22 protein-coding genes are annotated in these 26,117 nt (G+C 60.2%); 5 read left to right on the forward strand and 17 right to left on the reverse strand.

Annotated elements, in window-relative coordinates; genetic code table 11:
• Positions 1-391, forward strand: a 391-nt coding sequence (locus tag EOS_RS48195; RefSeq protein ID WP_235442898.1) for a hypothetical protein, incomplete at its 5' end; no start/stop codon positions are given.
• A 57-nt stretch (positions 392-448) separates the two neighbouring features.
• Here the strand turns inward: EOS_RS48195 and EOS_RS20865 are convergent.
• From EOS_RS20865 to EOS_RS20885, 5 genes are all read right to left on the reverse strand, one after another.
• Complete coding sequence (locus tag EOS_RS20865; RefSeq protein ID WP_047848599.1) at positions 449-1,129, reverse strand: ThuA domain-containing protein; 681 nt, start codon at positions 1,127-1,129, stop codon at positions 449-451.
• Entirely contained in the window at positions 1,122-2,249 is a 1,128-nt protein-coding gene (locus tag EOS_RS20870) for a Gfo/Idh/MocA family protein (RefSeq protein ID WP_047848619.1), read from the reverse strand. The genes EOS_RS20865 and EOS_RS20870 overlap by 8 nt, the downstream gene beginning before the upstream one ends.
• Positions 2,250-2,319: 70 nt before the next feature.
• A complete protein-coding gene (locus tag EOS_RS20875; RefSeq protein WP_235442899.1) occupies positions 2,320-3,195 on the reverse strand; it encodes a carbohydrate ABC transporter permease in 876 nt (291 codons plus the stop codon).
• The gene (locus EOS_RS20880) at positions 3,192-4,118 is read right to left on the reverse strand and encodes a carbohydrate ABC transporter permease (RefSeq protein ID WP_235442900.1); all 927 of its coding nucleotides are present in this window, start codon (positions 4,116-4,118) and stop codon (positions 3,192-3,194) included. The genes EOS_RS20875 and EOS_RS20880 overlap by 4 nt, the downstream gene beginning before the upstream one ends.
• A gap of 70 nt (positions 4,119-4,188) precedes the next feature.
• Complete coding sequence (locus EOS_RS20885) at positions 4,189-5,499, reverse strand: extracellular solute-binding protein (protein WP_075645380.1); 1,311 nt, start codon at positions 5,497-5,499, stop codon at positions 4,189-4,191.
• 202 nt (positions 5,500-5,701) lie between these two features.
• Between EOS_RS20885 and EOS_RS20890 the strand changes: the two genes are divergently transcribed.
• Positions 5,702-6,736 (forward strand): LacI family DNA-binding transcriptional regulator, encoded by a 1,035-nt coding sequence (locus EOS_RS20890; RefSeq protein ID WP_047848600.1) that lies wholly within the window; start codon positions 5,702-5,704, stop codon positions 6,734-6,736.
• A gap of 88 nt (positions 6,737-6,824) precedes the next feature.
• Here EOS_RS20890 and EOS_RS20895 read toward each other — a convergent pair whose 3' ends face one another.
• Positions 6,825-7,073: a hypothetical protein gene (locus EOS_RS20895; RefSeq protein ID WP_047848601.1), complete on the reverse strand. Its 249-nt coding sequence runs from the start codon at positions 7,071-7,073 to the stop codon at positions 6,825-6,827.
• A gap of 33 nt (positions 7,074-7,106) precedes the next feature.
• Positions 7,107-7,604, reverse strand: coding sequence for a lecithin retinol acyltransferase family protein (locus tag EOS_RS20900; RefSeq protein WP_053063993.1), 498 nt, complete (start codon positions 7,602-7,604; stop codon positions 7,107-7,109).
• Between the two features lie 605 nt (positions 7,605-8,209).
• Between EOS_RS20900 and EOS_RS20905 the strand changes: the two genes are divergently transcribed.
• Both EOS_RS20905 and EOS_RS20910 read left to right on the forward strand, forming a co-directional pair.
• Positions 8,210-8,494, forward strand: a complete 285-nt coding sequence (locus tag EOS_RS20905) for a hypothetical protein (RefSeq protein WP_047848602.1) — start codon at positions 8,210-8,212, stop codon at positions 8,492-8,494.
• Positions 8,495-8,585: 91 nt separating this feature from the next.
• On the forward strand, positions 8,586-9,395 hold the full coding sequence (locus tag EOS_RS20910; RefSeq protein ID WP_407639169.1) for a PP2C family protein-serine/threonine phosphatase: 810 nt from the start codon (positions 8,586-8,588) through the stop codon (positions 9,393-9,395).
• Here EOS_RS20910 and EOS_RS20915 read toward each other — a convergent pair.
• The 9 genes from EOS_RS20915 to EOS_RS20955 all read right to left on the reverse strand — a co-directional run bounded on the left by EOS_RS20915 (position 9,392) and on the right by EOS_RS20955 (position 21,791).
• Positions 9,392-10,684: a sigma-54 interaction domain-containing protein gene (locus tag EOS_RS20915; RefSeq protein ID WP_047848603.1), complete on the reverse strand. Its 1,293-nt coding sequence runs from the start codon at positions 10,682-10,684 to the stop codon at positions 9,392-9,394. The genes EOS_RS20910 and EOS_RS20915 overlap by 4 nt on opposite strands.
• Positions 10,681-13,740 carry a peptidase domain-containing ABC transporter gene (locus tag EOS_RS20920; protein ID WP_047848604.1) on the reverse strand — a complete coding sequence of 1,020 codons (3,060 nt, stop codon included), beginning with the start codon at positions 13,738-13,740 and terminating at the stop codon, positions 10,681-10,683. Before EOS_RS20920 ends, EOS_RS20915 begins: the two co-directional genes overlap by 4 nt.
• A 28-nt stretch (positions 13,741-13,768) precedes the next feature.
• The gene (locus tag EOS_RS20925) at positions 13,769-14,521 is read right to left on the reverse strand and encodes a peptidylprolyl isomerase (protein WP_047848605.1); all 753 of its coding nucleotides are present in this window, start codon (positions 14,519-14,521) and stop codon (positions 13,769-13,771) included.
• Positions 14,522-14,572: 51 nt separating this feature from the next.
• On the reverse strand, positions 14,573-15,946 hold the full coding sequence (locus EOS_RS20930; protein WP_047848606.1) for an HlyD family efflux transporter periplasmic adaptor subunit: 1,374 nt from the start codon (positions 15,944-15,946) through the stop codon (positions 14,573-14,575).
• A complete protein-coding gene (locus EOS_RS20935; protein WP_047848607.1) occupies positions 15,924-18,455 on the reverse strand; it encodes an FHA domain-containing protein in 2,532 nt (843 codons plus the stop codon). Before EOS_RS20935 ends, EOS_RS20930 begins: the two co-directional genes overlap by 23 nt.
• Positions 18,456-18,702: 247 nt before the next feature.
• Entirely contained in the window at positions 18,703-20,130 is a 1,428-nt protein-coding gene (locus EOS_RS20940) for an efflux transporter outer membrane subunit (protein ID WP_235442902.1), read from the reverse strand.
• 205 nt (positions 20,131-20,335) lie between these two features.
• Positions 20,336-20,596, reverse strand: coding sequence for a hypothetical protein (locus tag EOS_RS20945; protein WP_047848608.1), 261 nt, complete (start codon positions 20,594-20,596; stop codon positions 20,336-20,338).
• A gap of 276 nt (positions 20,597-20,872) precedes the next feature.
• A complete protein-coding gene (locus tag EOS_RS20950) occupies positions 20,873-21,301 on the reverse strand; it encodes a DUF4399 domain-containing protein (RefSeq protein WP_047848609.1) in 429 nt (142 codons plus the stop codon).
• A gap of 58 nt (positions 21,302-21,359) precedes the next feature.
• The gene (locus EOS_RS20955) at positions 21,360-21,791 is read right to left on the reverse strand and encodes a DUF4399 domain-containing protein (protein ID WP_082163445.1); all 432 of its coding nucleotides are present in this window, start codon (positions 21,789-21,791) and stop codon (positions 21,360-21,362) included.
• A 420-nt stretch (positions 21,792-22,211) separates the two neighbouring features.
• Here EOS_RS20955 and EOS_RS43620 point away from each other — a divergent pair, with 420 nt between their 5' ends.
• The gene (locus EOS_RS43620) at positions 22,212-24,074 is read left to right on the forward strand and encodes an SUMF1/EgtB/PvdO family nonheme iron enzyme (protein WP_235442901.1); all 1,863 of its coding nucleotides are present in this window, start codon (positions 22,212-22,214) and stop codon (positions 24,072-24,074) included.
• Between the two features lie 19 nt (positions 24,075-24,093).
• On the opposite strand, the gene EOS_RS20965 is transcribed toward EOS_RS43620, so the two are convergent.
• Complete coding sequence (locus tag EOS_RS20965) at positions 24,094-26,109, reverse strand: serine/threonine protein kinase (RefSeq protein ID WP_047848611.1); 2,016 nt, start codon at positions 26,107-26,109, stop codon at positions 24,094-24,096.
• Between the last annotated feature and the right edge of the window lie 8 nt (positions 26,110-26,117).

Genomic DNA, 26,117 nt, shown 5'->3' on the forward strand with positions numbered 1-26,117 from the left:
AAAGGTGACAAGATGGAGATTGCGACTGCGTGACGAGCGACGCAGTCGCAGCTTCTATCAAATTCCCTGGTTTGCTGACGACGTGAAGCCAAAGTTGCAGCACAGGACTTTTTCGTCGCGCTTAAAAACAGCCGTTTTTCAAACAGAATCGGTCGAACTGCGACGTTCCGCGTTAAAGAACACAACCCATCCGATACGAAAAAAGCCGCGCTTTCCGAGCGCGGCTTTTCCCAAAGGTTTAACCGAGCGGCATTACCGCCTGGCACCGGGTTTCTTTTGGTCTTATCAACTCGCGACGCCTATCCAGGAGCCGATGTTCACTTGGGCGCCGTCGATAACGCCGTCAATAGCGAGGTGGTACGCCACGTCGACGATCCCGAATCTCGCGTGACCTGATATATGCCCCAGCCTTGGTTGCCAACACCCATACACAACGAGCTCTACCCACTCAGCCGGCTGCCCAAAGTAGTCCACGCAACATCAGTTCACGGGCTTCCAGGACCTCGAAATCGGCGTTGACGTGACCAAGCGACGAATAGAAAACCCTTCCTTTGCCCCAGTGGCGTTTCCATGCGACCGGCATGATGACGCCCGTTACTTGTGGCTCATGTTCTCGTACATACGGCCCGTCGAAGCGAGTGGTCGCAAGAACCTCGTTGCTCGGATCAAAATGCATGTAGTACTGCTCCGAGCGCATCGAAAAATCGGCGAGACCAGAAACAACCGGGTCATCGGGCGCAGCGATCCGAACAGTGTAGTCAACAATGTTGCCGGGATGCGCTACCCATTGGCCTCCAACCATGAACTGGTAGTCGGTATTCGCGCGAAACGCGTCGCCGGCACCGCCGTGCCAGCCTCCGAAACCGGCACCGCCACGAACCGCGGCGAGCAGATTTTCGGTATGAGTTTTGTCCAACTGGCCCATGGTGAAGCAGTTGACGATCAGACTCTGTTCAGCGAGACGGTCACGGTCGAGGTACACGCCAAGGTCATTGTGAATCTCTACCGCGAACCCTTGCTGCTCGAGCAGGCTCGCGAAGCGCTCGGTCGTGAGGCGCGGTTCGTGGCCGTCCCAACCGCCCCAGACCATCAATGCCGAGCGGCGCGGTGTCAGGTTATTTTCAGGCATGTGTGAATCTCTCGTTTGCCATCGTCAGGGGCTGCTCCGACATAGGTGCGGGCCGTTGGAAGGTGCTGTCGATCGATACGGTCTGGCGCTGGGTTGCAGCGGCAAGAAAGCCGTGCATGACCTCCAGCACGTGGTAGCCGATCTCCCCGTCCGTGCGCGGCCGCTCACCCGTCTGGAGTGAATGTGCCAGTTCCGCAATACCAAGCCCTCTAGTGTTGTCGCTATAGGGATGCGAGAGCGGAACTTCATTCCAGTCACCGTCGCGAACCTTCAGGCTTACCGGACCACCGAACGTATTGGGGTCGGGCACACTCAGGCTTCCCTCTTTTCCATGGACCTCGATGAAGGGAAGTTTTGCACCCCAGATATCGAAGCTCGTCACAATAGTTCCGATTGCACCGTTGGCGAACTGCATCTGACCGGCTACGTGCGTAGGCGTATTCACTTCGATCCGCTGACCGCGTTTGGGCTTGCTCCCAATGACTCGTTCGGGAAAACTCGCGCGCGCAAATGCCGACACGGAATTGATAGGCCCGATCAGATTGACAAGCGCGCTCAGGTAATACGGTCCCATGTCGAACATGGGGCCGGCGCCTGGCTGGTAATAGAACGCCGGGTCAGGGTGCCAGCCTTCATGGCCGTGGTTGGTCATGAAGGCCGTCGCGGCGATCGGTTCGCCGATGGCGCCGCTATCGATCAATTTGCGGCAGGTCTGAATCCCCGCGCCCAGTACCGTGTCCGGTGCGCAGCAGATTTGAAGAGCGGCAGAGCGCGCCGTATCGATCAACCCGCGTGCTTTATCGAGATCGAGGGTAAGCGGCTTCTCGTTGTAGACGTGCTTGCCGGACTGAAGCGCGCGTCGCGCTACCTCTGCATGCCCGGCCGGATGCGTGAGATTGAGGATCAGGTCAATACCGGAGTCGACATAGACCGCGTCGGCGGTAAGGACACGCGCAACCCCGTGACGGAGTGCTGAAGCCCGTGCCCGTTCCATATCGAGATCCGCAACAGCGCAGACTTCGACGCCGGCGAACTTCGGGAGGTTGGTAAGATAAATGTCGCTGATATAGCCGCAGCCGACGACCGCGACGCGCAGCTTATGATGAGGTGCTGAAGTCATATGACGTTGCCTCGAACGAATGAACACGTGCCCATCGGCGGGCAGATGGAAAAACATTTCACCCCGCATTTCAGCCCTTGACGGAGCCGACCATCATTCCTTTTATGATGCGTTCCTGGCCGAACGCGTAGGCGACGATCAACGGCAGGGACGTCAGGGTAACGACCGCCAGGGTTGCTGGAATGTTCGATGCGTATTGGCCCTGGAAGTCCCACACCGCGAGTGGCAGCGTGCGATTGGCTGGCGTCGAGGTGAGTACATAGGCAAAAATGAACTCATTCCACAACGCGATCGCGTTGTAGATGGCGACCGTGGCGAGTCCCGGCCCGGACAGCGGAACGAAGATACGCCAGAAAATGGCAAACGGTCCGCAGCCGTCGAGCAGCGCGGCTTCTTCCAGCTCACGCGGGATCTGGCGCATGAACTCCGTGAGAATGAAGATCGAAACCGGAAGGCTCGACGCTACATAAGGGCCGATCAAAGCAAAGGGGGTGTCGTACAGTCCCGCTGTGCGCGTCATTAGATAGACCGGTACCAAGGTGACGTGCAACGGCACGATCATTCCTGCGACAACAATCGAGAAAATCGATCTATTGAGCCGGGAGTTCATGCGCGCGAATACGTAGGCGGCCATTGAGCCGGCCAACAGGATCAGTGCGGTCGACAAGCCCACCACGAAAAGGCTATTGCGCAGATAAACCCAAAAGCCGCCTTCCAGGACCGCTCGATAGTTGCTCAGGTCGAGGGCCGACGGCAGCGACCAGGCCGACCCGGAATACGTGTCCTGCTGGGATTTCAGGCTGGTTACCACGACGAACAAAAAGGGCAGTGTCGTTACCGCAAGCCAGCCGACACCGAGCGTCAGCACCATCGCACGCGATACGGAAAACCTGGGTGCACGAAATGGGGCACTCGATTCAAGCTGAATGTTGGGGATCGCTTTCATATCTCCGTCTCGAAACGGCGTGTCATGGTCAGGGTGACGCTGGCGACTACGAGCACAATCAGGAACATCGCCGAGGCGATGGTGCTGCCGTAGCCGAGTTGAAACGAACTAAAGACTGTGCAGTACATGTAGGTCGCCATGAGCTCCGACGCGCCGTCAGGACCCCCGCCGGTCATCACGAAAATCAGATCGAAATAACGCAGCGAACCGATCACGGCAAGCAGCACGCCGGTGCGCAAAGTGCCTTGTAGATGCGGCAATTCGATGTGCCAGAACACTCTCCATGCGGAGGCCCCGTCAAGGCGTGCTGCTTCACGGAGTTCCGGCGAGAGGGAAGACAGTCCGGCCATGAAGAGAATCATGTAGAACGGGATGTTCTGCCAGCAGATCACCGCTAACGTAGCGGCTAAAGCGAAGCGCCCGTCACCTAACCAGTCTTGCGCCAGGTTGCCAAGCCCGAGGGCGTTCAAAGCCGCGTTTAGCGGACCGAAATTCGGGTCATACACGTTCTTGAACACGACACCGATGGCAACACTCGACATCAGCAGGGGCAGGAAATATAGGATCTTGAGTGTGCGCGATCCCCGGCCTGCCTTGTCGAGCATGACGGCAAGAGTCAATGCGATCGGCATCTGGATAAGCACGGAGAAGACCGCGAGTATCAGGTTGTTGCGTACCGCTTTAAAAAATGCGGGATCGCGCGAGAGATGAATCCAGTTCTGAGCGCCAATGAAGCGTTCCGTGGCGCCAAGTCCGTTCCAGTCGAGCGTTGATAACCGGAAGCTGGAGATCAAGGGGTACAGTAGAAAGAGGCCGAGCAACGCGATTGCGGGCGCGAGAAACGTAGCCGAGACTACCCCGGAGGGTCTTCCCAGACGCGATCGCTTCGGCATGGGCGCCATGGGAAGCTTCGTAAAACTCACATCTTCCTCCGTCAGTCGAGGGGAATCGGCTAGTAGCTGGACGCGCGGTGCTCAAGCGAAATACAGGCAGTTAGTTAAGGTCCTTCTTCGCTTCGGCTTCCATTTGTTGTGCGGCTTCTTGCGGACTCGTCGTCAGGCCGAAGAGCGCCTGCGTTGTGTTCTTGTGCAATTCGCCGAGGGCTGGTGGCAGTTCCTGGTCGTACCAGAGTTGCACCGCGGGCGCCTCGGAGACTGTCTTTAGAAAGCGCTTAAGCATCGGATCGCTCACTTCCAAGTTCTTGACCGGCGGTATGCGCGTGTCGGCCACGCGTTCTCGCATGGATTGATCGTCCGTCATTGACTGGATCAACTGGAATGCTGCCTGCGGGTCCGCGCAGGCTTTGGAGATACTGTAGAAGTTATCGCCCACCGTGCCGATAACGTCGTTCGGGTTGCCTTTGCCGCCCGGTACGGTAGGAAAGGGAAAGTAGTCGAGCTTTGAATAAAATGCGGGGTTCTCCGCCTTCACGGTCGACGCTTCCCAACTCCCGATGAGTTCCATCGCTGCACGCCCGGAATAGAGAAGGCGCCTTGACGCGCCGATGTCGTAGTCAAGCCCATTGAATCCCTGCGCGAAAGCGCCGGCCTTTACCAGTTCCTGCACGCGCGCTCCTGCTTCTACGAAGGCGGGATCGGCGAAACTGCCGCCCGGTGCCCGCATGACCGCGCGGCGGACCACATCGGAACCTCCTATGCGATCGACCAGGTACATGTAGTACATGGACCCAGTCCATTTGTTTTTGTTTGCCAACGCAAAGGGAGCGATATTGTTCGATTTCAGTACGCTAATCACATGGAGCAACTCGTCCCATGTCTTCGGGGGTGTCAGCTTGTACTTCTCGAAAATCTCTTTGTTGTAGAACACCACGGCTACCGACGTGTTCTCGGCGGGGATGCCCCAAACCTTATTGTCGAAGGTGGCCGCTGGCCACGCGGTTGCTAAAAAGCGGCTTTGGAAAGATGCGTTCTGCCGAAGATAAGGCGTGAGATCAACCACTTGATTGGACTTCACATACTCGCGCAGAGGACCGCCTCCCCAGCTCGAAAAGACACATGGCGGCTGGTTTGCACCAAACGCGATTTTTAGCTTGGTCTTGTACGCATCGTTAAGGACGTGCGATGACTCGGCTTTGAAGCCGGGGTTCGCCTTCTCAAAACGCGCGGCTGCATCATTGATGATCTTCGGACCGGCGCCGACAGTCTGTAAATCCCATTCGGCAAGCGTTTTCGTTTGAGCAGCGATCACGCTCACCGGCCCTAACCAGCCGAGGCCTATAGAGAGAGCTGCGCAGGCAATGGTCAAGGTCCGGCGGCGGTCGAAGACCGAAACGACTCCGTTCATATCTTTCCATTTTTAGTTATAAAATGTTTTATAACGTTATCGCTAACGTTATGTAACAATAATAGGGAGCGGCCATCCTCTATGAAATGCGTATTTACCCCAGCCGGGTTAAGACCTCGGACCGTGTACTTCAACGGATGCGACCTGCAGAGTGATAGCTGGCTGTAATGATTGATTAATCCTACTAAGTTGATTTGTGCTCATGGCAAGACAGACCCCCACGCTGGCTCGGCTCGCGGAGCTAGCCGGCATTTCCCAGATGAGCGCGTCGCGCGCCATCAACGACCGTCATGGGGTATCGGAGCAGACACGCGACAAAGTTCTGCGCATTGCCGCGGAGATCGGTTATGTCGCCAACAGGACCGCGCAGAAATTGTCAGGCGGACGTACCCGTATTGTCGGCTTGCTCACTCCAGTCCGGCAGGATCAGTTTGTCAGCGAGTTGATCATCGGTGCGGGCCGGGCAGCTCGAAACGCGGGTTATGAGATGCTTGTGTATCCAATGTTCGATGAGGATCGTGAGACGCACCACAACGTGTTGACGCTACTGGAGCAGTTTTCGGACGGACTGGTGGCTATCCTTCCACACGATGACGCACCCTATCTAAAGGCGCTGAATGGGGCGGATATACCGGTGGTGGTGGTGGATCAGCGTGGTGTTTTCCCGCAATATCCCTCGGTTGCATCCGACAATTACGAGGGCGCGCGTCTGGCTGTACAGCATTTGGTCGCACTCGGCCATACGCGGATTGCATTTATCAGCGGTGACGAGCGGCTGACAGCAGCGCACGACAGGGCGCGGGGTTTTAATGACGCAATGCGACAACAGGGCCTGCGTCCTGAAGCGAGCTTGACGGCGATTGGGCGGTTTAGTCAGGCGATGGGTTTCAAGGCGGCATCGCACTTGTTGAAGTTAAAGCGACCGCCGACCGCGATCTTTGCCGCGAATGATTTGAGCGCGTTTGGTGCGATCGCCGCGGCGCACGAACTGGGAATGCGTGTCCCGGAGGACGTTTCCGTGATCGGGTTCGACGATGTCCCGATGGCGTCGCAGGTTTATCCCCCGCTTACGACCATTCGTCAGCCGCTACAGCAGATGGGAAGATCGGCGGTCAATATATTATTGGCCCGGATTGCCGGGATCGAATCGCCCTCGGATCGCATCACGTTGCCGACAGATTTGATCCTACGCAGCTCGACTGCGCGACCTGCGGAAAAACGTGTCGCGCAGCGATAAAGCCACGTAGGTGTTGAACAGATCAGCGGCAAAGTCTTATACCTGCGCGATGCGCATTTCAACTTTGAACGAACGTCGACACCACGCATCACATCGCAAACCGGCGCGGGCTCATCATCATGCGTACGGCTTCGGGCGGAAACACTTGCCACGATCCGTCGTCGTGACGGAAGAAGAACAGCGCGAGCACGCCGGTCGGCCTGAGCGCTTCCACGCGAACATAGCGGACATGGTTCGCTTGCATGCGGCACAAGCGGATGCCGCGGACCGGAGCGGCGGGTGTCGGCGCGAGCCATTTATCGACTATCCGGCGCAGTGAATCACGTTGCGTATTCATGATGTTTCTCCTTGATGATTGCAGCGAGCCGGGTCAGGCGGCGAGCAGGTCGTCATGACCTTTTGCGTCGATCCAACCCTTGAGCATTGCTATTGCCACACGGCATGCGACACTCGGATGAGCGAGGCAGGCCTCCACTTGCGAACTGCGGTTCTCGCCGAAAAGCACCCAGGCGCACAGGTGCTCGCAGTTGTTGCTCAGCAGCCGATAGCGGTTTTCGCCCAGCCTTGAGCGAGCGCGACGGACCGCATCCTGTCCCGTGAACGTCGCCATGGCGTGCATCCGGACACGGATCTCGCGGCCTGCGGCGAAGCGTTCGAGGGTGGTCTCTTCAATCGGACCGCGATGCAACGAACCGGCGAAGCCGGCGTAGTGCACGACGCGGCCATTGCCCACGTAGATCCCGTGATGTTCATAACCCGAGCGTTGGGTAACGAGATGCGCACCGGGAGCGGGTTCGCTGTCGACGGCGACATCGGGAATTGAGCGGCCGAGTCGAGCGCAGAGCCTGGATGTTTGAGTGCCCGACATGACCGGTTTCTCCTGGAAGGTTGGAAGCCGGGGTGTTGCATGTAAGCCGGCGGTTGATCAAGTCATCGCATCAACCGGGCCAATGCGCGCAGAGCCTTGCGGGATAAGGTAAAGGGAGAAATGAGGAAGTGAGCGGCAGTGTGAAGGCTATGAGAGACCCAACACTTTTTTGAGCGATGTGTTGGATCACATCCATCACTGGCCGAGAAATAAAACCGTCGAAGCACGCGCGAACCAACTACCGGATCACAGGCGGGGAAGGTGCGATATCAAGAGCGTTTTTGTGGCAATGACAAGAACGCTTCACGAAGACGACGCTTAAGCGATCGCTTCGTTTCTTGGTCGCCTGGTTGGCAGACGTGAAGTCGCGCTTCCGTGTAGAGCCATGCGCGAATGTTGGTATTGCGGCAACTAAAAAGCGCTACCTGTTGGCCCCCATCCAACCAATCTCACCGGCCATCGGTCGGCCACGACTCACGCTGCGTAGCCCAAACCCGCACGCCAAAAGGCGCTGCGCGAAAAGCACGGAACCGGCACCAGCTTCGGCATGCCCCTTGCATAAAGAAGCACATCCACTGACCAGGCAGGACCACCGGAGCCTTACCATGACTGCAATCACCGTCGAAGACCTTCCCCGCGATCTCACGCTCGATCGCGAAGCAATGACCTGCATCCACGGCGGAGGTGCGCCCTGGGTGTATGGCTGGATCACGCCTTACGTCGAATCGCAGCCATCGATGGTGCCGGTCGTGAACTTGTACGAAACCAACAACACCTTCTATGCTGCCCAGATGATCAACCAGTTCCAGACCATCGACGTGAACAATACCGGCTCGAATTCGAACATCGCTGTGAACCCGAACGAGCGCAGCAGCAACCACAACGTCTGAAGCAACGCGAAACACAGGGAAGCAAACACGAAGCAAGCCTGAAGCAGCCGGTTCTGTCTCGCCGCACACGCGGCAACCCATCGGCGCAGAAATGCACGCCGCTGCAGACATCGGAGGTCTCGTGAGCAACACCGGTGAGTTTCGATGGGCATCGGCAGCCCGCACCGACACAGGTCTCGTACGCGAGATCAATGAAGATGCCTGCCTCGAAATGCCCGAGCACGGTTTGTGGGCCATCGCAGATGGCATGGGTGGGCACGCGGTCGGCGATGTCGCCAGTCAGATGGTGATCGAGCGGTTGGCGCACTCCCCCGCGCCCGGCAAACCGGTTCTTCTCGATGAGCGCATGCAGGAAGCGCGAGAGCGCCTCCTTGCTGTCAACGCGGACTTGCGCTCGGAAGCAGCCCGACGGCAAGTGCGCCGGATTGGCAGCACGGTGGTCCTGCTACTGGCGAGCGAGCGGTCCTGCGGCTATCTGTGGGCAGGCGACAGCCGGCTCTATCTTTGCCGGCAGGGTTGCCTGCGGCAACTGACGCGAGATCACAGCCAGGTCGAAGAACTGAAGGCGCGCGGGCAGCTCAGCGCGGAAGAGGCGTTGCATCATCCGGGCAGGCATCTGATCACGCGTGCAGTCGGCGCAATGGACACGCTCGACCTCGATGCAGACCGAATCGATCTGCATGACGGCGACATCTTCCTGCTCTGCAGCGACGGCTTGAGCAACGAGGTAAGCGACGAGGAGATAGGCGGGGTCCTGACATCCGGCGATTGCCAGCAAGCCGTCGCCAAGCTGGTTGAACTTGCGCTGCGGCGCGGCGGACGCGACAACGTCTCGGTTGTCGTGGCGCAGGCAGAAGATATCTTCTGCCTCGATAAAACGCAGATAAACCCGACCCTCTAGCTGTCCTTGTCTTTCTGCGCTGCAGGAGCCGCGTGATTGCGAAAGTCCTTCGAATGCAGGCCGTGCTTCTTCAGCAGCATCTGCACATGCGAGCGATTCATCTCGAAGCGCCGCGCCAGCTCCGCGACCGTCCCGCCCACTTCATGCAGGCCGCGCTCGAGAAAAGCCCGCTCGGCTTCATCGCTGGCAGTGCGCTTGGCATCGCTGAGCGAAACCGCGCTGGCGACAATGCCGCTCATCATGGGCGTCGAATTACCGGGGCGGATATCGACAGGAAGATGCTCTATGTCGGCCGTTTCCGGCGCCAGGCAGACGATCCGGTAGACCAGGTTACGCAATTCGCGGATGTTGCCAGGATAGTCGTAGGTCCGCAGGAATTCGCGCAATCGCAGTGTCATCTTCACCGGCTGACGCTTGAGCGCTGCCGCGGCTTCGTCACCGAAATACGCAAGCAGCAGCGCAATCTCGTCGCGCCGCTCGCGCAACGGCGGCAGGGTCAGATGAATCACGCTGAGCCGATAGAATAGGTCTTCACGAAAGCGCCCTTCCTCACTCATGCGCCGCAGATTGCGATTCGTCGCGGCCACAATGCGCGTATCCACCGCAATGGGTTCATCCGATCCAACGCGCTGGATTTCATGCGCCTCGAGTACCCGCAGCAGCTTGACCTGGCCGGCCAGCGGCAGCTCGCCGATTTCATCGAGGAAGATAGTGCCGGTATGCGCGCTTTCGAACTTTCCCTTCCGGTCATTCGATGCCCCGGTGAACGCCCCTTTCTTGTGACCAAATAGCTCGGACTCCAGTAGGTTTTCAGGAATCGCACCGCAATTCACCGATATATACGGCCTGTCCGCACGCGCGCCGTTCGCGTGAATCACCTTCGCCATCAGCTCCTTGCCCGTGCCGCTCTCCCCGTCCACCAGCACGGGAAGATCCGTCGGCGCCGCCTTTTCGGCAATTTCCAGCGCCTCGAGAAGTTTCGGGTTATCGCCGAAAGTACCTTCGAATACGAAGCTTCGTGCGAGCAACGCCTCTCGGCGTTCGCGCGGCGATCCGGGCACATGCTGCGGCTCCGAGACGGCCGCCTGCACAAAACGCTCCCTGTGTGACAACTGCATCACGTCGTCGCGCAACACGCTCGCCTGTCTCAGCAACTTCTCGATTTCGGGGCGCTCCATACGCGACGACCAGCGCAGCGTCGAGCGGAGAATTTCGATCTTCTCCAGCAGCGCCGCATACGAAGTCGCGGGGCTGGCCGGCAGGTCTTCTATATCGTCGAGTATCTTCATGCGGCACTCAATTGTTTTTGCACGAGTTGGTAATACATGCCCTTGCGCGCGACCAGTTCATCATGGCGCCCCTGTTCGACGATCGCGCCTTCATACAACACGAGGATCTTGTCGGCGCGCATGATCGTGCTGAGCCGATGCGCGATGATCACGGCTGTGCGCCCCTTCAGGATTTCCTGCATATTGCCGAGAATATTGCTTTCAGACTGTGTGTCGAGCGCGGAGGTGGCTTCGTCGAAAACGAGCAGGCGCGGATCGTGATAAAGCGCACGCGCGATACAGAGCCGCTGGATCTGGCCACCCGACAAACCAACGCCACGCTCCCCGACAATCTGTTCATAGCCCAGCGGCATCTTGCTGATGAACGCATGCGCATCAGCCATCTTGGCGGCCTCTTCAATGCGCCGGCGGTCCGGGGCTTCGTCGCCGCTTGCAACGTTTTCTGCAATCGTCCCGGAGAACAGCAGGTTGCTCTGCATGACATAACCAATCTGCGCGCGGTACACGTTTTTATCGATCACGTTCAGGTCGTAACCGTCGACCACCATCTTCCCCTCGGTCGGCGTGTAGAAGCCGACCAGCAGCTTGGCAAGCGTGGTCTTGCCCGAGCCGCTGCGACCGACTATTGCGATCAGTTCGCCCGGCTTGATGTCAAAGCTGATGTTCTCCAGCACGTAGGCCGTGTCGTTGCCGCCATAGCGGAAATACACATTGTTCAGGCTGATCTCGCCTTTCAGGTCAGGCAGCATGATGCGCGACGGAAGATCCTCCGGCTTCTGCTCCGGCTCCATGTCCAGCACATCGCCCAGCCGCTCCATGGCTACGCCCGCATCGTTGAGCAGGCTCCACAAACCGATCAACCCCATCAGCGGCGTCAGCACGCTGCCCATGAACGCGTTGAACGCAATAAGCTGGCCGATAGTCATCTCATGGGTGAGCACCATGTTCGCGCCGACCCAAAGAATCGCTATCGTGGTCGCCGTATTCAACACCTGGCTCCCCAACGACACCGCAATATTGAACGCCTGCGCGCGATACTGGACCTCCAGCGACTTCGCGTATTTCTTCTCCCACTTGAGGCGCACGGTGCGCTCGATGCCCATGCCCTTGATCGTTTCCACGCCGCCTAGCGCTTCCATCAGGAAGGACTTCGCTTCAGTCGAAGCAGAGAAGACCTCCCGCGCATAGTTCTTGATCTTCGGCGTGGCGAGCGCAGTCAGCGCCATGATCGGAATCACGAAACCGATCAACAGCAGGGTCATCTTCACGTTGTAGAGAAACATGATCGTGAAGTAGATGAAGACCATCAGCAGGTTAAGCGCTGTCGTCACCGTTGATTCAGTGAGGAACGCGCGAATGGTGTGGTTTTCCTGGAAGCGCGCGAAAATGTCGCCCGTCTTGCGCTTGGCGAAGAACGAGAATGGCAGCGACAAGGTATGGCGGAAGAACTGCGACATCATCGCGAAGTCCATATTGCGGACCATGAAGTTCGCGAGATACGCGCGGATGGTCGACATCAGTTGCGAGAACAGGTTGGAGATGATCAGCCCGGCAATCAGCAAATGCAACAGCCCGACGTTCTGGTGAACGATCACCCCGTCGAGGATATTCTGGATGATGAGCGGCGGAATCACGCCGAGCACCTGGATCACGAACGTCGCGAGGAACAGGTGCGCGAGGATCTTCTTGTATGGCTTCAGGTATCCGACGAACCGCACCCACGGCGAGCGCGCGACGGTGCCTTGCGCAAGCTCCGGCGGCGCCGTAAACAGCAGGCATGTGCCACTCCAGCCACGCTCGAAATCCTTCACGTCCATCTTGCGGAAACCGACGGCCGGGTCCGCCACCCATACCTGATCCTTCGAAATGCCGTACACCACCACGTAGTGGTATCCCTCCCAGTGGACGATGAACGGCAGTTCGAAACCGCGCAGCGACTCGAAGGTGCACTGAACGCCGCGCGTGGTGAAGCCGAGCACTTCACCCGCTCGCGCGAGACTGTCGAGCGTCGCACCCTGGGTCGTGACGTTGGCGAGTTCGCGCAGCTTGCCAAGCGTCATCGGGATCTCGTAGTGCTTGCAGATCATTGCGAGACTGGCCGCGCCGCAATCCATCTCCTCGGCCTGCTGGACCCACGCGAAACGACGTATCACGCGCTCGCCGAACTCCGCCTTGGAGTGAAGGTCGAGCATGGTCGGTAACGAGCGGCGTTCTTCCAGTTTCTTCTGACGCTGCAACTCCCGTTCGGTAAACCGGATGCGGTCTTCCAGCACCTCGCGCAGCTTCGGATTGCGCTCGAGCACCAGGTGCACGGTTTTTTCGGGGACAACCAGCAGGCGCGTATCCACGTTCGCAATGACCGTGGCCTGCTGCTCCTGCCGCAGCAGACAAGCCTTCTCTCCGAAGACTTCGCCGGCTCTCAAGGTAGCAAGCAAATAGTCGGTAGCGCCCTCCTTGCGCACGATCCGTACTTCCCCTTGCCGGACCACGTAGAGACGCCGGTCGTCGCGTGCGTCCTGATGCAGGATCTCCTTGCCTGCGGGCACCCGCTTCACACCTACGCTACGGACCGATGTCTCTAGTTCAGCCTTGTCGATCTTGCCTCGCAGGTCGAAGAGCTTCGCGACAAAACCGCCGGCCGAACTGATTGCTACATAACTCGTGACGAACGCGAGCGCCGCCGGATTGTTCGCGACAATCGGCTCGATTACGCGGCGCGGGATGAACAGCAGTTCCGTCTTGCCCGACGAACGTACCGACGATTCATGCCGGTACTCGCGCAGCATGGCGATGTCCGCGAACACTTCCCGTTCGCGCCGCACGCCCATGCTGATCTCCTTGCCGTTTTCCTCAGTGAAGATCCGCACCGAGCCGGCCTTGATGACAAACAGTCCATCCGCAGTGTCACCGGCATTGCACACGGTCTCGCCGAATGCATGAAAACGCCTCTCCGCATGCTCGGCGAGTTGTTCGATTTCCTCGGGGGTAAACGGCGAGAGGATCTCCACGGACGACAGGAAACCGGCCGGGGAATCGAGTTTCTGCGGTACGTCCATGTGCTCGCCTCCTGTCGTCCGCCGCGCCCTAGCGCGCTTCGATGATGTGTTCCTGCGCCCGCGCCAGCAGCCATTGCTCGCGCAACAAGCGGCGGATTTCGGCCGCTACGTCGGCGTCGAGCACCGCGGGGCGTTTCGCCGTCACCGCGAAGATTTCGTAGGCGGTGCCATCGGGCGTAGGGAACGGCCCGAGCAGGTCACCGGCTGCGGCATTGAACACCTTCGCTTCTATCTCCGCCGCGAGCGACCCGCGCAATACCTTGCCAAGCGCACCACCCTGCTCGCGGGTGTCGGCGATCGAATGTTCGCGCGCCATCTCCGTAAAGCTGTCCGGATCGTCCTGCAGATAAGAGATCATTTCCTTCGCCTGGCTCGGTGTTTCGAGCACGATATGACTGATCTCCACGCTGTCGAAGCGCGGCGAATTGAGCTTGAAATACGTTTCCACTTCAGCGTCGTCGCCAATCTGTTCCAGCATCCTTTCCTGATAGAGCGTGTCCGTGATGAACGTTTCGAACTCGTCGAGATTCACGCCGAGCGCATCGAGATAGCGGTTCATATCGGCGGCGCGGTGCAGGCCGCGCACGCGCCTGAACTGATCGGCGCGAACCTGGATCTCGCTCTCGGACACGTCGATGCGCTGCTTCTTCGCGGCACGCACGGTAAGCTTGTCGCGAACGAGTTGCTCGACGAGTCCCTCGAATTGCCCAGTCAGTTTCAACACCCGAATGAACTCGTCGGCATCGACGACCTCATCGTCTATTCGCACAATCGCCGTCATTTCTTATGCCCCTTTTTAAACATGGAAAGCGGTCGATGGCAGTCGCCCCTGTCAGCCCGCCACCTGCCGGAACGGATCCAGTCCGAGATCGATCAGGCGGCGCTCGCGTACCACGATCTCCGCGGTCGCCGTCATGCCGTAGCGCAGCGGGTAGCGCGTATCCGCCACCTGGTAGTAGTCGCGTGCCAGCGTCACGCGTCCTTCATAGACCGGCTGTTTCGTCTCCGGCGACGGTTTGGTCGCGGGCGATATGAATTCAAGCGTGCCGTCTATCAACCCATAACGCTGATACGGAAACGCATTGAACTTGAGCTTGACCGCCTGCCCTTCCCGCAGGAACGCGCGGTCGTGTTCTGCTATCTCGATCTTCAGCACCGGCCGCGCGTCTTTGGGCGCAATGCCGCCGAGCGGCGTGTTGGCCTGGATCTTGTCGCCGGGTTGCGTCGATGTGACGTCCGTGATGACGCCCGACACCGGCGCCAGGATCAGCAGGAAGTTATCCTTATCGATATTTTCGAAACGGATACGGTCGGCCGCATCGGCGACCAGTCTCGCGGTTTGCAATTGCAGCCGCAGCTTGTCGCCTGCGCTTGCGATTTCCCGCATCGCGGATTCGTACTGCAGCTTCAGGCTGATCGCTTCCTGGCCGCTGGTTTCGAGTTGCGCCTTCGCCTGGGAGTATTCGTGACTGAGGCGGAAATCGAGTTCCGTGAGTTTCGACTGCGCGATCCGCGCCGCGTTATCCGCTTCCATATAAGCGTTGCGTTTGCTCTCCACCTGAATCTCGGACACCCCGCCACCGCCCGGCAACGCAAGCAGCCGCGCGTAGCGGTCCAGTTCCTGCTTCGCGGCGTCGCGCGCACGGCGGGCGTTGTCCAGCTCGGTACGGGCCCCGGCGAGCTGCGCCTTCTGCCCCTCGGCCAGCTTGGTCGTCCCCTCGGCCACGCGCGTCTGGTTCAAATGCTCTTCCACTTCCATCTGATCTTTCAATGCGGCCGCCTTGCGCTCCATCAGCAGCTTTTTTTCGGGGAACTGTTTCCAGTCGCGCTCGGCGTCATCGAGTTTCAACTGCGCTTCCAGCGCGTTGGTCGCGGCCTGGATCGCGCCCCGTGCGTTGAGCCGCGCGACCACGTCGTCCTTCGAAACCGGCTGCCCTTCCGCGATATAAACGTCGGCCAGCTCGCCGTCGATAGGCGCATAGAACCGCCGCACTTCCGACTCTGGCGCAAGCGTGCCCTGCGCCGTGACGATCACGTCCGCCCGGCCGACGAACGACCACACGAGCGCGCTCACAACCAGCGCGACCATGGCGTAGATAAGCGCCTGGGTCAGCCGCGCCGGCTCTGCCACGAGGATCGAGATGCCCTCGACGCTGTGGTCGCCCAGCGACTCCGCGAAGGATTTAAGGCGCGCGTCGTTCTTCACCGTTCGCTCCTTTGGCCGCGCTTTTATCCCCGTTTTTATCCCCGCCGATCAACGCCAGCTTGGCGGTCAGCAGCCGCGGATCCAGCACCGGCGCCAACTGAACCAGCGAGCGCCGCTGCAAGTCGACTTCCGCGTTGATTTCGGCGAGCAGCTTGTCGGCTAGCGCACTGCGATCAGCCTTCAACTGATGAAGAAGCTGCGCCGCGCGTTGCACGTCGGCCTGCGCATCGGTGAGCAGCTTCGCCTGCTTCTTGAAGCCGTCGGACAAGCCGGTCTCGAGCCGCTGGTCGCCACCGATCGCCCCGTTGGTCCGATACTGCGCCCACGCCGTCTGCGCCCGGTTGAGCCACTCATCCGCCCGCGCAAGCGCCTTCTGCCTCAGCGAACCGATATCCGGCTGGATCGCGGTCGCAAACCAGACGTCGGCGGCGGGATCGAGCGATTCGTAAAACGACAGTACGCGATCGTCATAGCCCTGCGCGCCACGCGACTTTTGCAGATCCGCGAATTGGCTGGCCACCGCCTGCTTGTGCGCGAGCTCCGCGCCGACAGCGTCGGCCCACGGCCCGCTCGCCATGGATCGAAGGCCCGCCATGGCCGGCTCCGTCTTCCCGTTCCTCCATGCATCCGATACGGCCATGTAGCGCTGCACGATATCCGGCGACGGCATGCTGTCCGCTTCGAGCCGACGCTGCTGCGCCTGAAACGGCGGAGTCGTAAAGCGCGCTTTCTGCATGGCATCGATCAGGGATCCCAGTGCGCGCGATTGAATTGCATGGTCGAGCGCGAGGTATTGCCGAAGATCGTCCTGCAATCGATCGAGGCCGGCCAGGCGCGGGTATTTGTCGGCGTAATCGCTTATTTCACCACTTAGCGCCCCGGGATCGCCACCCGGCGCCAGCGCCTTCTCGATACTCGCCTTGAGGCGCTCAATAGCCGCCAGATAGACGGAGTCGTCGCTCTCGAGCTTGCGCAGATGGCTGAGCGCAACGGCGTACAGATCCCTGAACGCAGGCACCGTCGACGCAATCCGGTCCAGTCGCCGTTGATGACCGCTCGGGTCGCTCTCCCATTGCTTCAACAACTCGCTCATGCGGTTTTCGTCGGCGTAGATGCGAATGGGCGCGTCCACTCCCTCGCGGCTTGTCATGAAGGCCTCAAGCCGTCCAATCCAGTCGATCTCATCGACCAGAAAACGCGCGTCGGCGTTGGTTGCGCTGAGCGCCTTCATCTGCGAGACCACCGACCGCGCAGCGCCGGGATCGTGCCGCTTCAGATGGTCGAGCCAGTCCGGCAGATACGCCTTGAGAAGCGCTTCCGTGCCGAGGGCGGTCGCCCGTGGATCGTTCGGATGTTTGTCCAGGTAAGCGTTCGCGGCTGTAACTGCGGTGCGATAGTCGCCATGTTCGACCAAACCCTTCAGATTTCGCTCGGTGTTCCCGCTGAAGTAAACCGCGCTGCCGATCGCCACTATTGCTGCGATGAATGCAAGGCCATAGAAGAGCACCCGGCGCTTCATGGCTTGCCCGCCGCCGAACGCTATGCCGAGTTCGGAGACGAAGCGCATGAACCGGCTGCGAGATCGGTGCTGCGCCGGGACGCGTGTGTCGGGCAGGATCTCGCGGTTGATCTCATCATCGGGCGGCTGGCCCTGGTCGACACAGAAGATATCCAGGAACGAATGCGCGGTGGTGATGAAGGTGGTCTTGTCGAGATCCTCCGGCACGTCTTGAGCCGCCTGACCCATCGCAGTCGTAGTCGCCGTGGAGGTCGTGGTCGGACCGGCTTCCGCTTCGCGCCGCAAGCTCACGGTATACGCGAAGTGGTTGCCGCCGAACGCGAGCGACGCACCATCTTCGAGCGGCACGGCGGTTTCACCCAAGCGGTTGCCGTCGACGAACGTGCCGTTCGTGCTGCCGAGATCCTCGACGAACGGCACGCCGGCCTTCACGAAAATATGCGCGTGCCGTCGTGACACATAGTTAACCTGATGGGGATAGCGTTCGCCGTATTGTGCGAACGTCTCGTCCGCCTTGCTGACCAAGAACGGAAACTGCGTGAGTTCGACCGGATGCAGGCCGAGGTCGTCGCGCTCCGGCGTGAGCGTCATGTGGACGGCCCGCTCTGCGCGCGCTCGCGATCCAACGCGTGGCTCCATCCGAACCCGGAACGCAAGCTTTCCGCCAAAGCCAATGACGTCGCCGCTCTGAAGCCGTACGGGCTTCTCGCGCAGTGCGACACCATTCACCGTCGTGCCGTTCTTGCTGCCGAGGTCGGCCGCGTACGCCGCGCCGTTCTCGATAAAAATCCGCGCATGCCGCCGCGACAACTGCGCAACGGCTTCCGCTTCATAACAGGCGAACGGCGCTTCGGAGCGCCCGATTGCGAACAGATTTTCTTCGATACGAATGGCCGACGCCGCGGGATGGGACGCGGGCTCGAGCAAGAGGTCGAAGGCTTTGTGCAGCATCGGCCCAGCCTCGGCAACGGAAGCTTCTCCAGGAGCCATGTGTCCACATCTCGAAGAACGTTCATCGCGTGTCAAGCGCCGGGCAACGAGCTCGTGCATTCATGCCGATGAACCGTGTTAGACAAAACCGCAGCGACTGCGGTGACGCAATGAAGTGTAAGTCACGCTGTGCGGTAGTCAATCTTCAGCAACACATCTGTCGCTTGAGAACTAACACTTTGCATTCCGAACATTGATTTTGGCCGATGCGCACTACTACCCTAAAAATTGCCGCTCAGGCGTTCGCTTAGTTCGTCGTTCCCATACTTGCACCGGGTTCGCCGTGCGCACTGTGCGCGGCGGTTGCGGCGCTGGCTTCATCCATGTTCCTGACGTCGACGGTCTGCCATCCGCCGCCCAGCGACTTGTACAGCGTGACGGTGTCCGAAAGCAGTTGCTGGTGGTTTTCAAGCAATGCCAGTTCTGCCGCCAGCAACGTACGTTCGGTCTCGAAGACCTCCAACTGCGACACCACGCCTTCCTTAAGTTGCGCTTCAATCTGCGCGGCCACCACTTTCAAGTGGTCCACTTCTTCCTGCAGTTCGACGCGCTGCTTCGTATGCGCATCCAGGTTGACCAGCGCGTTCTCTACTTCCTCGAACGCTCCCATCACGGCGCGCCGATACTGTTGTTCCACCACGACCGTCTGCGCCTCGGTCGTCTTGACGTGCGCCCTGACGCTCGGGTCCAGCAGCGGAATATTGATGCTTGGCATGAAGCTGAACGTGAAGGACTTCAATAAATCGGTCAGGGCGAAACTCGCCGTGCCGCCACGCCCCGTGAGGCTGATGGTGGGCAATTGGGCGAGCTTCGCCTGTCCCACGACGTCATACGCCTCCAGCACGCGGTATTCGGCCGCCACCACATCGGGTCTGCGCGCCATCAGTTGCGCCGGCAATCCGGCCGGCACGACCGGAATCTGCACGCGCTTCTCGAGTTGCCCCGCCGGCACGGTGAACTCGCCCGCCGGCACGCCGATCAACGTGGCCAGCGCGTTGTTCGCCAGAGCGCGGGCACGATGCAATTCGAGCAGGTCTTTTGTCATGCGATTGATTTCCGCACGCTGCGTCAGGACCTGCGTGCGCGGAACAAGGCCGTTCTTCGCCATGCCTTCATAGATGGTCAGGATCTGCTGGTTGGTGCGCAGCGTTTTTTCCTGCTGGTCGATCTGGTCATCGAACTGGAGAATCTGGAAGTAGGTGGTCGAGACATCGGAGACCAGCGTAAGGTAGCCCGCGCGCCAGTCCGCTTCCGACGCGCGATATTCGGCCTTCTGCGCCTGCACGCCCTTCTCGACCGCGCCCCAGATGTCGATATCCCAGTTCACCTGCGTCGCGACGTTGTATTGCTTCGAGAAATTCTGCCGGGTGGATTTATCGAACTCCGCTCCTGCGCCCAGATCGGCGGTGGGAAGTGCTCCGGCGCGCGCTTCGTTGACTTGTCCGCCAACGACCGAGATGCGCGCCGCGAGAATCTTGATATCGAAGTTGCCCGCAATCGCCTTGCTGACGAGCGAGTCGAGATATGGGTCGTGGAATTGCTTCCACCAGTCGAGCGTGATGGTGTCGGCCGGTGAGACGAGTGCCTTCGCCGTTTTCGACCACTCGGTCTTGGCGGGCGTATCGGGACGCTTGTAGACCGGCGCATTGACATCGATACAGCCACTCAGAAGCATCGTGCAGGCCAGCACCGGAAGCACGAACCGTCCGAGCAGAGTGTTTGCAGCACCCGGCGCAGAAAACTTGGCGGTGTGGGCCGGCAGCCCACCCGATAGCGACATGACTTTCATGATCTCATTCCGGGGTAGGTGTAATCCGACTGGAGTTCAGGCCAGGTGCGGCAGCAAAGGGCGGATGACCTTCGCTGCCTGCGCCTCAAGATCAAAAGTTGATCGTGTTGGTGGCGGTCTGCTTCGGCTTCACGTTCGAGTCAATATGGTCGGCGAACGCGACGTTGTTGCCGTTGTTGCTCAGCGTGTTTTGCGACTGGCTGATCAGTTGCGTGGCGTTGAACGAGAAGTCGGCCGACGTGCTGCTGTAGCCGGGCCAGTAGCTGGGCAGGTTGCCGCCACGCACGGCGGACATGGCGCGGCTGTCGAGTTCTTCGGTGATGGACAGGTCTTTGATGGTCAGTGATTTCATGGCAGTTCTCCTAAGGGTTAAGCCAGGTGGCTTTAAAGGTTGGTGAGCATCTTGTCTGCTCGCTGGACACTAATGCATGGCCCATGCCAGGCGCGATAGGTAGATGCGCCAAAGACGCCCGGAGCGTTTCTGGTAAAGGGTTTTCGGGGTGAAGGCGTAGTCGCGGAGCGTGACTGCCCAAGTGTTACGCAGCACTCGCGTGATGGGCTGCAACCAACGCTTATCGAAGGAACTGTTGGTTCACGCGCTACACTGGCTTCGCGTGAACCCGTGCACTCATTTGACGTAGATCGTGATCTTCTTCGAATAGACCGGCGGGTTGTGGGGGACGTGCCCGTAGTCACCCATCAGCAATTGCAGCGTGTGCTTGCCGGGCGGTAACTCGAGCATGGTCTCCGTTTCGCCCGCGCCGAAATGAAGATGCTGCCGGTCAGAGGGAATCTCCTCATCGAACGACGAGGGCAGATCGGTATCGATCAACAGATGATGGTGGCCGGTATTCGGATACTTCACACCGCGCGGCGCAACGCCCATGTAACGCAGCCCGAACCACACGCGAAATGGCTTGCCGGCTGAAAGCGTCTGGCCGTTGTTCGGGTAACCGATATACGCGTAAGCGTTAGCCGGCGCCGGGGTGGGGCCTGCCAGCGCGGCACCGGATATCAGCGAAACCGCGATCGCCGCGGCGGCGCAAAAATTCTTCATGACCCACGCCCTCCCCATAGTCTGCAGCCCGCCTGAAATCCACCCTGCGACGCACGCGTCATCGCACGGTGATCGTGATCTTCTTCGAATAGATCGGGGGATCATGCGGCACGTGGTTGTAGTCCCCCATGATCAACTGCAGTGTGTGTTTGCCCGGCGGCAACTCGATTCGCGCATCGGTTTCGCCTGCGCCGAAATGCAGGTGCTGCCGGTCTGACGGAATTTCCTGATCGAACGGAGGCAGCTCCGTATCGATCAGCAAGTGATGGTGCCCTACGTTGGGGATGTTGACGCCCTTCGGGCAGACGCCCATATTGCGCAGGCCCATGCGGACCCAGAGTTTGCCGCCCGTGATCACCGCGCCGTCGGGCGGCCAGATGATGAACGCCTCCGCACCGGGCGGCGACGGCGTGCGCGCCGCTGAGAACGACCGCGACGGCGTGAGTACCGTCATGCAAGCGAATACGCCGAGGACGGTTCTTCTTAGCATTTTCGTATTCTCCCGGATCTTGTGCGCGTTTTTCTCCTTGTTAGCTTAGGACGGAATCCGTCAAAAAGACATGCTCGAAGAGAGCGCGGTTAAGCCGTGGTTCACGTACCGTATTGTCTGAATAATTAGGTATCCGTTTTTTATCGAAGAGGCTGGTCCGTCATAAAAGGCCAATCCCCGGGCTAATGACGACACGTTGCATCGTTACGCCGCCTCGACCACGCTCATATGAAGTAGTCGCGTGCTATGGTTGGTTGTGATGCTCGCCCATCGGACTATCGAATTCTGCGTGAGCGCTCGCTGCGCTCGTGCGGATCACGCAGCTCTGGCGCGGTTCCTTGAGCGCGCCGTCGAATACCGGCGTCAGTCCGGAAAGATGGGGGGGTGAACATGTTGCGAAAACTCATGTGGCCGAAACTCATGTGGCCAAAACTTTGGCTCGCGGTCCTGCTCGGTGTGGTCGCATTCGGCAGCGGCGCCGCCGAGAAAAATGACGAGGTACATCCGCGTCGCCTTGCGCTGGTCATCGGCAATGCGAGTTACGGCGATCATCCGCTCGCCAACGCCGCGCGCGATGCGGCGGCGACCAGCGCAGCGCTAAACCGTCTCGGCTTCGAGGTCATGACGTACTCGAACGTGAACAACGGCCAAATGAACGAAGCAATTCACGAATTCAACAAGCGCCTGGCTAAGGGGGGCGTGGGCTTGTTGTATTTCGCCGGCCATGGTTTGCAGGTCGGCAAGTCCACGCTGCTGCTGCCCGTCGATGCGGAAGGATCGCCTACGGCCACGCTCACGCAGGGCATCGACTTGAGCGGCATCCTTGCAGACATGTCGGCGCCGCGCCGCGACCAGCTCAATCTGATCGTGCTCGATACCTGCCTGAACAACCCGTACGACGCCGGTAACGTCAACATCGCACGGCCGCCGGACCGGACGATCGTCGCTTATGCAACTGCGCCGGGAGCATTCGCGGCCGACGGCGCGCAGCATGGCATGTACACCGCCGGGCTGTTGAGCGCGATTGACCAACCCGGGCGGAATATCGAAGACATGCTGCATGATGTCGCTCGATCCGTGGGTCTGGCGACAGGGGGCCAGCAAGTGCCATGGGTGGCGGTGGGAGCGGCCGTGGCGGCAAACGGCTTCCAGTTCGCGCCGTCCGCCCGGCAAGCGCGTCACGGCGCCGCCCAGGCGGCCGGGACCGAAACCGTCGTGGCGCTTCAAAGCCGGGGGATTCTTCCTAAGGATAGCAACGAGCAATACGAACTCACCTTCTGGGAATCGATCAAGGACAGCACCTACCCGAGCGATTACGAAGCGTATTTGAAGGCCTATCCTAACGGCCGCTTTGCCACGCTCGCGCATGCCCGCATCGACCGGCTTCGCGCCGCCGCGCCAAAGGCCCCGTCCCAAGCGCAGGCCGACCATGCGCATGCAGCGCCACCTCCGGCGTCCACCCCGCCAGCTCCATCTGCCCCGCCGTCAGCGGAAAAATCCGTGGCCGCTTCCGCGCCGCCACCCGCACCCGCCCCTAAGCCCGCCATCAAGACAAGCGCTTCCTCCTTCGGCGAGATCAAGGATTGCGCCGGCTGTCCGGCGCTGATCGCACTGCCGGGCGGTACCTTCCCGATGGGCAGCAATTCCGACGATCCCGCAGAACGTCCCGTGCATCGGGTCACCATCAGCCAGCCGTTCGCCATCGGTAAATACGAGGTGACCGTCGAACAGTGGAACGCGTGCGCGGATGCGTCGGCCTGCCCGCGTATCGATACCGAGGCCAACGCCTCGAAGTCCGAACCCGTGCGCAACCTGAGCTGGGACGACGCACAGGTTTACGTCAAGTGGCTCACCAAGACAACGGGCAAGGGGTATCGCCTGCCGACCGAAGCCGAGTGGGAATATGCCGCGCGCGGCGGCACGACCACGACCTACTGGTGGGGCAACGAGATGCGCAAGGGTTACGCCGACTGCAAGGACTGCGGCGAGCCGTGGCGCAAGGATGGCCCGGTGAATGTGGGCTCGTTCATGCCCAACCCCTTCGGGCTCTTCGACATGAACGGCAGCGTCTGGGAATGGGTCGGCGACTGCTGGCACAGCTCATACAAGGGCGCACCGCCGGATGGCCGCGTGTGGGACGAAGCGGGCTGCCCGATGCGGGTGATCCGCGGTGGCTCATGGCCTGACGGTGCAGCCTACATGCAGTCGTCCACGCGCTTCAAATACAGCCCCAGTGTGCGGCAATCGCAAAACGGCATGCGCGTGGCACGCGACATGAAATAACGCGGGCTTGCCGCTCGCTCTACTGTTTGCGGGGATGTGTATCGATCTGGACGAGGTCGACGGCGATCTTGTCGCGCCCGAACTTGTCCGCGATTTCGCCAAGCCGCTTTTCCACGGCACGCAGATAATCCGCCCGCGATTCGCTGTCCGGCCTGAGGGTATCGAACAGGGCCGCGGGTGTTGCGAGCAGCACGATCATCTCCGAGCCGAACGGTTTCGATACGATCCAGTCTCCCGCGCTGCCAATGGTCGCAGCGTAGTTCGGCGGCGCCTGATTGTCCTTCGACCGTGCATTCGGCAGCATGTGGACCACGCTGCCATCGAGTTGGTAGTAATCGATATTGACCCACGAATCGTAGGGCGGCGTGCCGATCTCGACGACCAGCGGTTGGCCTTCGGTCAGCTGGGTAGTGTGATTGCGCGTATGAATCGATGCCGGCCGGCTGGTCATCAGGTAAGGCGCGATCAGCTTGAGCACGTCGCATTTATCGTCATCGACTTCCTGGACCTGTACGGCCGGATTGACGACGCCTGGAATCTCACTCAGCGTGTTGCGCAACTTCTGCACGCCGTAGCTCCGGCCGAGATAGCCGCTCACATTAAGCGCCTGGTCCTGCACCGATGCCACTAGCGCCGAACACGGCACGCTCGCGAGCACAGGGGTGACCGTTGCGAGCGAAAGCGCGGGAACGGCCGGCATGGCCGGTCCCGCAGCGACGTTCTCCGGTTGTGCAGCGCGATGCGACGACGCATAGAAATAGGCACCCGCCGCGACGACGGCAAGTACACCGGCCGAGATCGCCGCCTTGACCGCGGTACCCGACGTACTGCTACGCTTTTGGGTATCGCCGAATTCCTGCAGAAAGCGCGCGACAGTCGGCATGCGCGCTTCGCGGTCGAATGCCAGCGACGTCCTGAGCGCCCGCCACTGCCGCGTGCCCAGGCCATCGGGACGCTGCGGCTTCAGTCCCGAACCGCGCGCCTGCGTCGCCGGTACGCGGTCGAAAGGATGCCGCCCGGTGAGCAACTCGTAGGTCGTGCAGCCGAGCGCATAGATGTCGTCGCGGGGATCGGGCTCGCGATGCTCGAGCATCTCCGGACTCGCATAAGCCGGCGTCAGTGCACCGAGACTGCCGGGATCGAAGATAGTCGCATCGGTCTCTTCTTCTGGCCGCTGGAACACACGGGCGATACCGAAGTCGATGACCTTTACCTCGGCGGTATCGGTCAGGAACACATTCGCAGGTTTGAAATCGCAATGCACGAAACCGCGTTCGTGTGCGTAGGCCAGCGCGTTCGCCATGCCGGTGAAGATGGGCAATGCCTGTGCGTACGGCATGCCCTTGAACTCCGGCGACCGCAAGATCCGGCTCAGCGGCTTGCCGGACAGATACTCCATCGTCAGGTACACCACCGGGCCGTCGCGATCGAAGTCGTACACCGTCACGATATTGCGATGCCCGAGCGCCTGCGCCTTCTTGGCCTCGCGCTGCAATGCAATGAGCGATTTTGGATTACCGCGGAACTGGAGATTCAGTACCTTGATCGCGATGTACGGACGGCGGTCGGATGCTTCGAGCTTGCGCAGGTCGAGCGCCTTGTAGACGGTTCCCATGCCGCCCACGCCGAGACATTCCTCGAGTACGAAACGCCCGTTGAGGGTATCGCCGACTTCCTTGACCTGATCCGTCTCCGACATCACGAAGTCGCGTGCAGACGACGCGGATTGCGAAGCGGATTGTGAAGCGGTCGGCGGAGTCGCCCGTTGTTGCAATGCGCCGGGCGAAGTCTGCAAGCGAGTCTCATCGGAATTCGCGCCATGACTTGCCAGCGACGCCTGCTCGATCCGCCGATGCACGGCCGCGTAAAGATCGGCTGGCAGCGGCGTCCGGGCTTGTTCTTCGCGGAGTATTTCCAGCAGCCGCCCGGTCGAGGTGTCGTCGACAGACAATGCGCTGTCGACGAGTGTTAAAAACTCGTCACGCGACGCACCGCTGCTTTGGAAGGTTCGAATAGCTTGCGCAAGACTGGTCATCTGTACGG

Origin of the sequence: Caballeronia mineralivorans PML1(12), from assembly GCF_001028175.1 — a bacterium.
Taxonomy (GTDB): Bacteria; Pseudomonadota; Gammaproteobacteria; order Burkholderiales; family Burkholderiaceae; genus Caballeronia; species Caballeronia mineralivorans.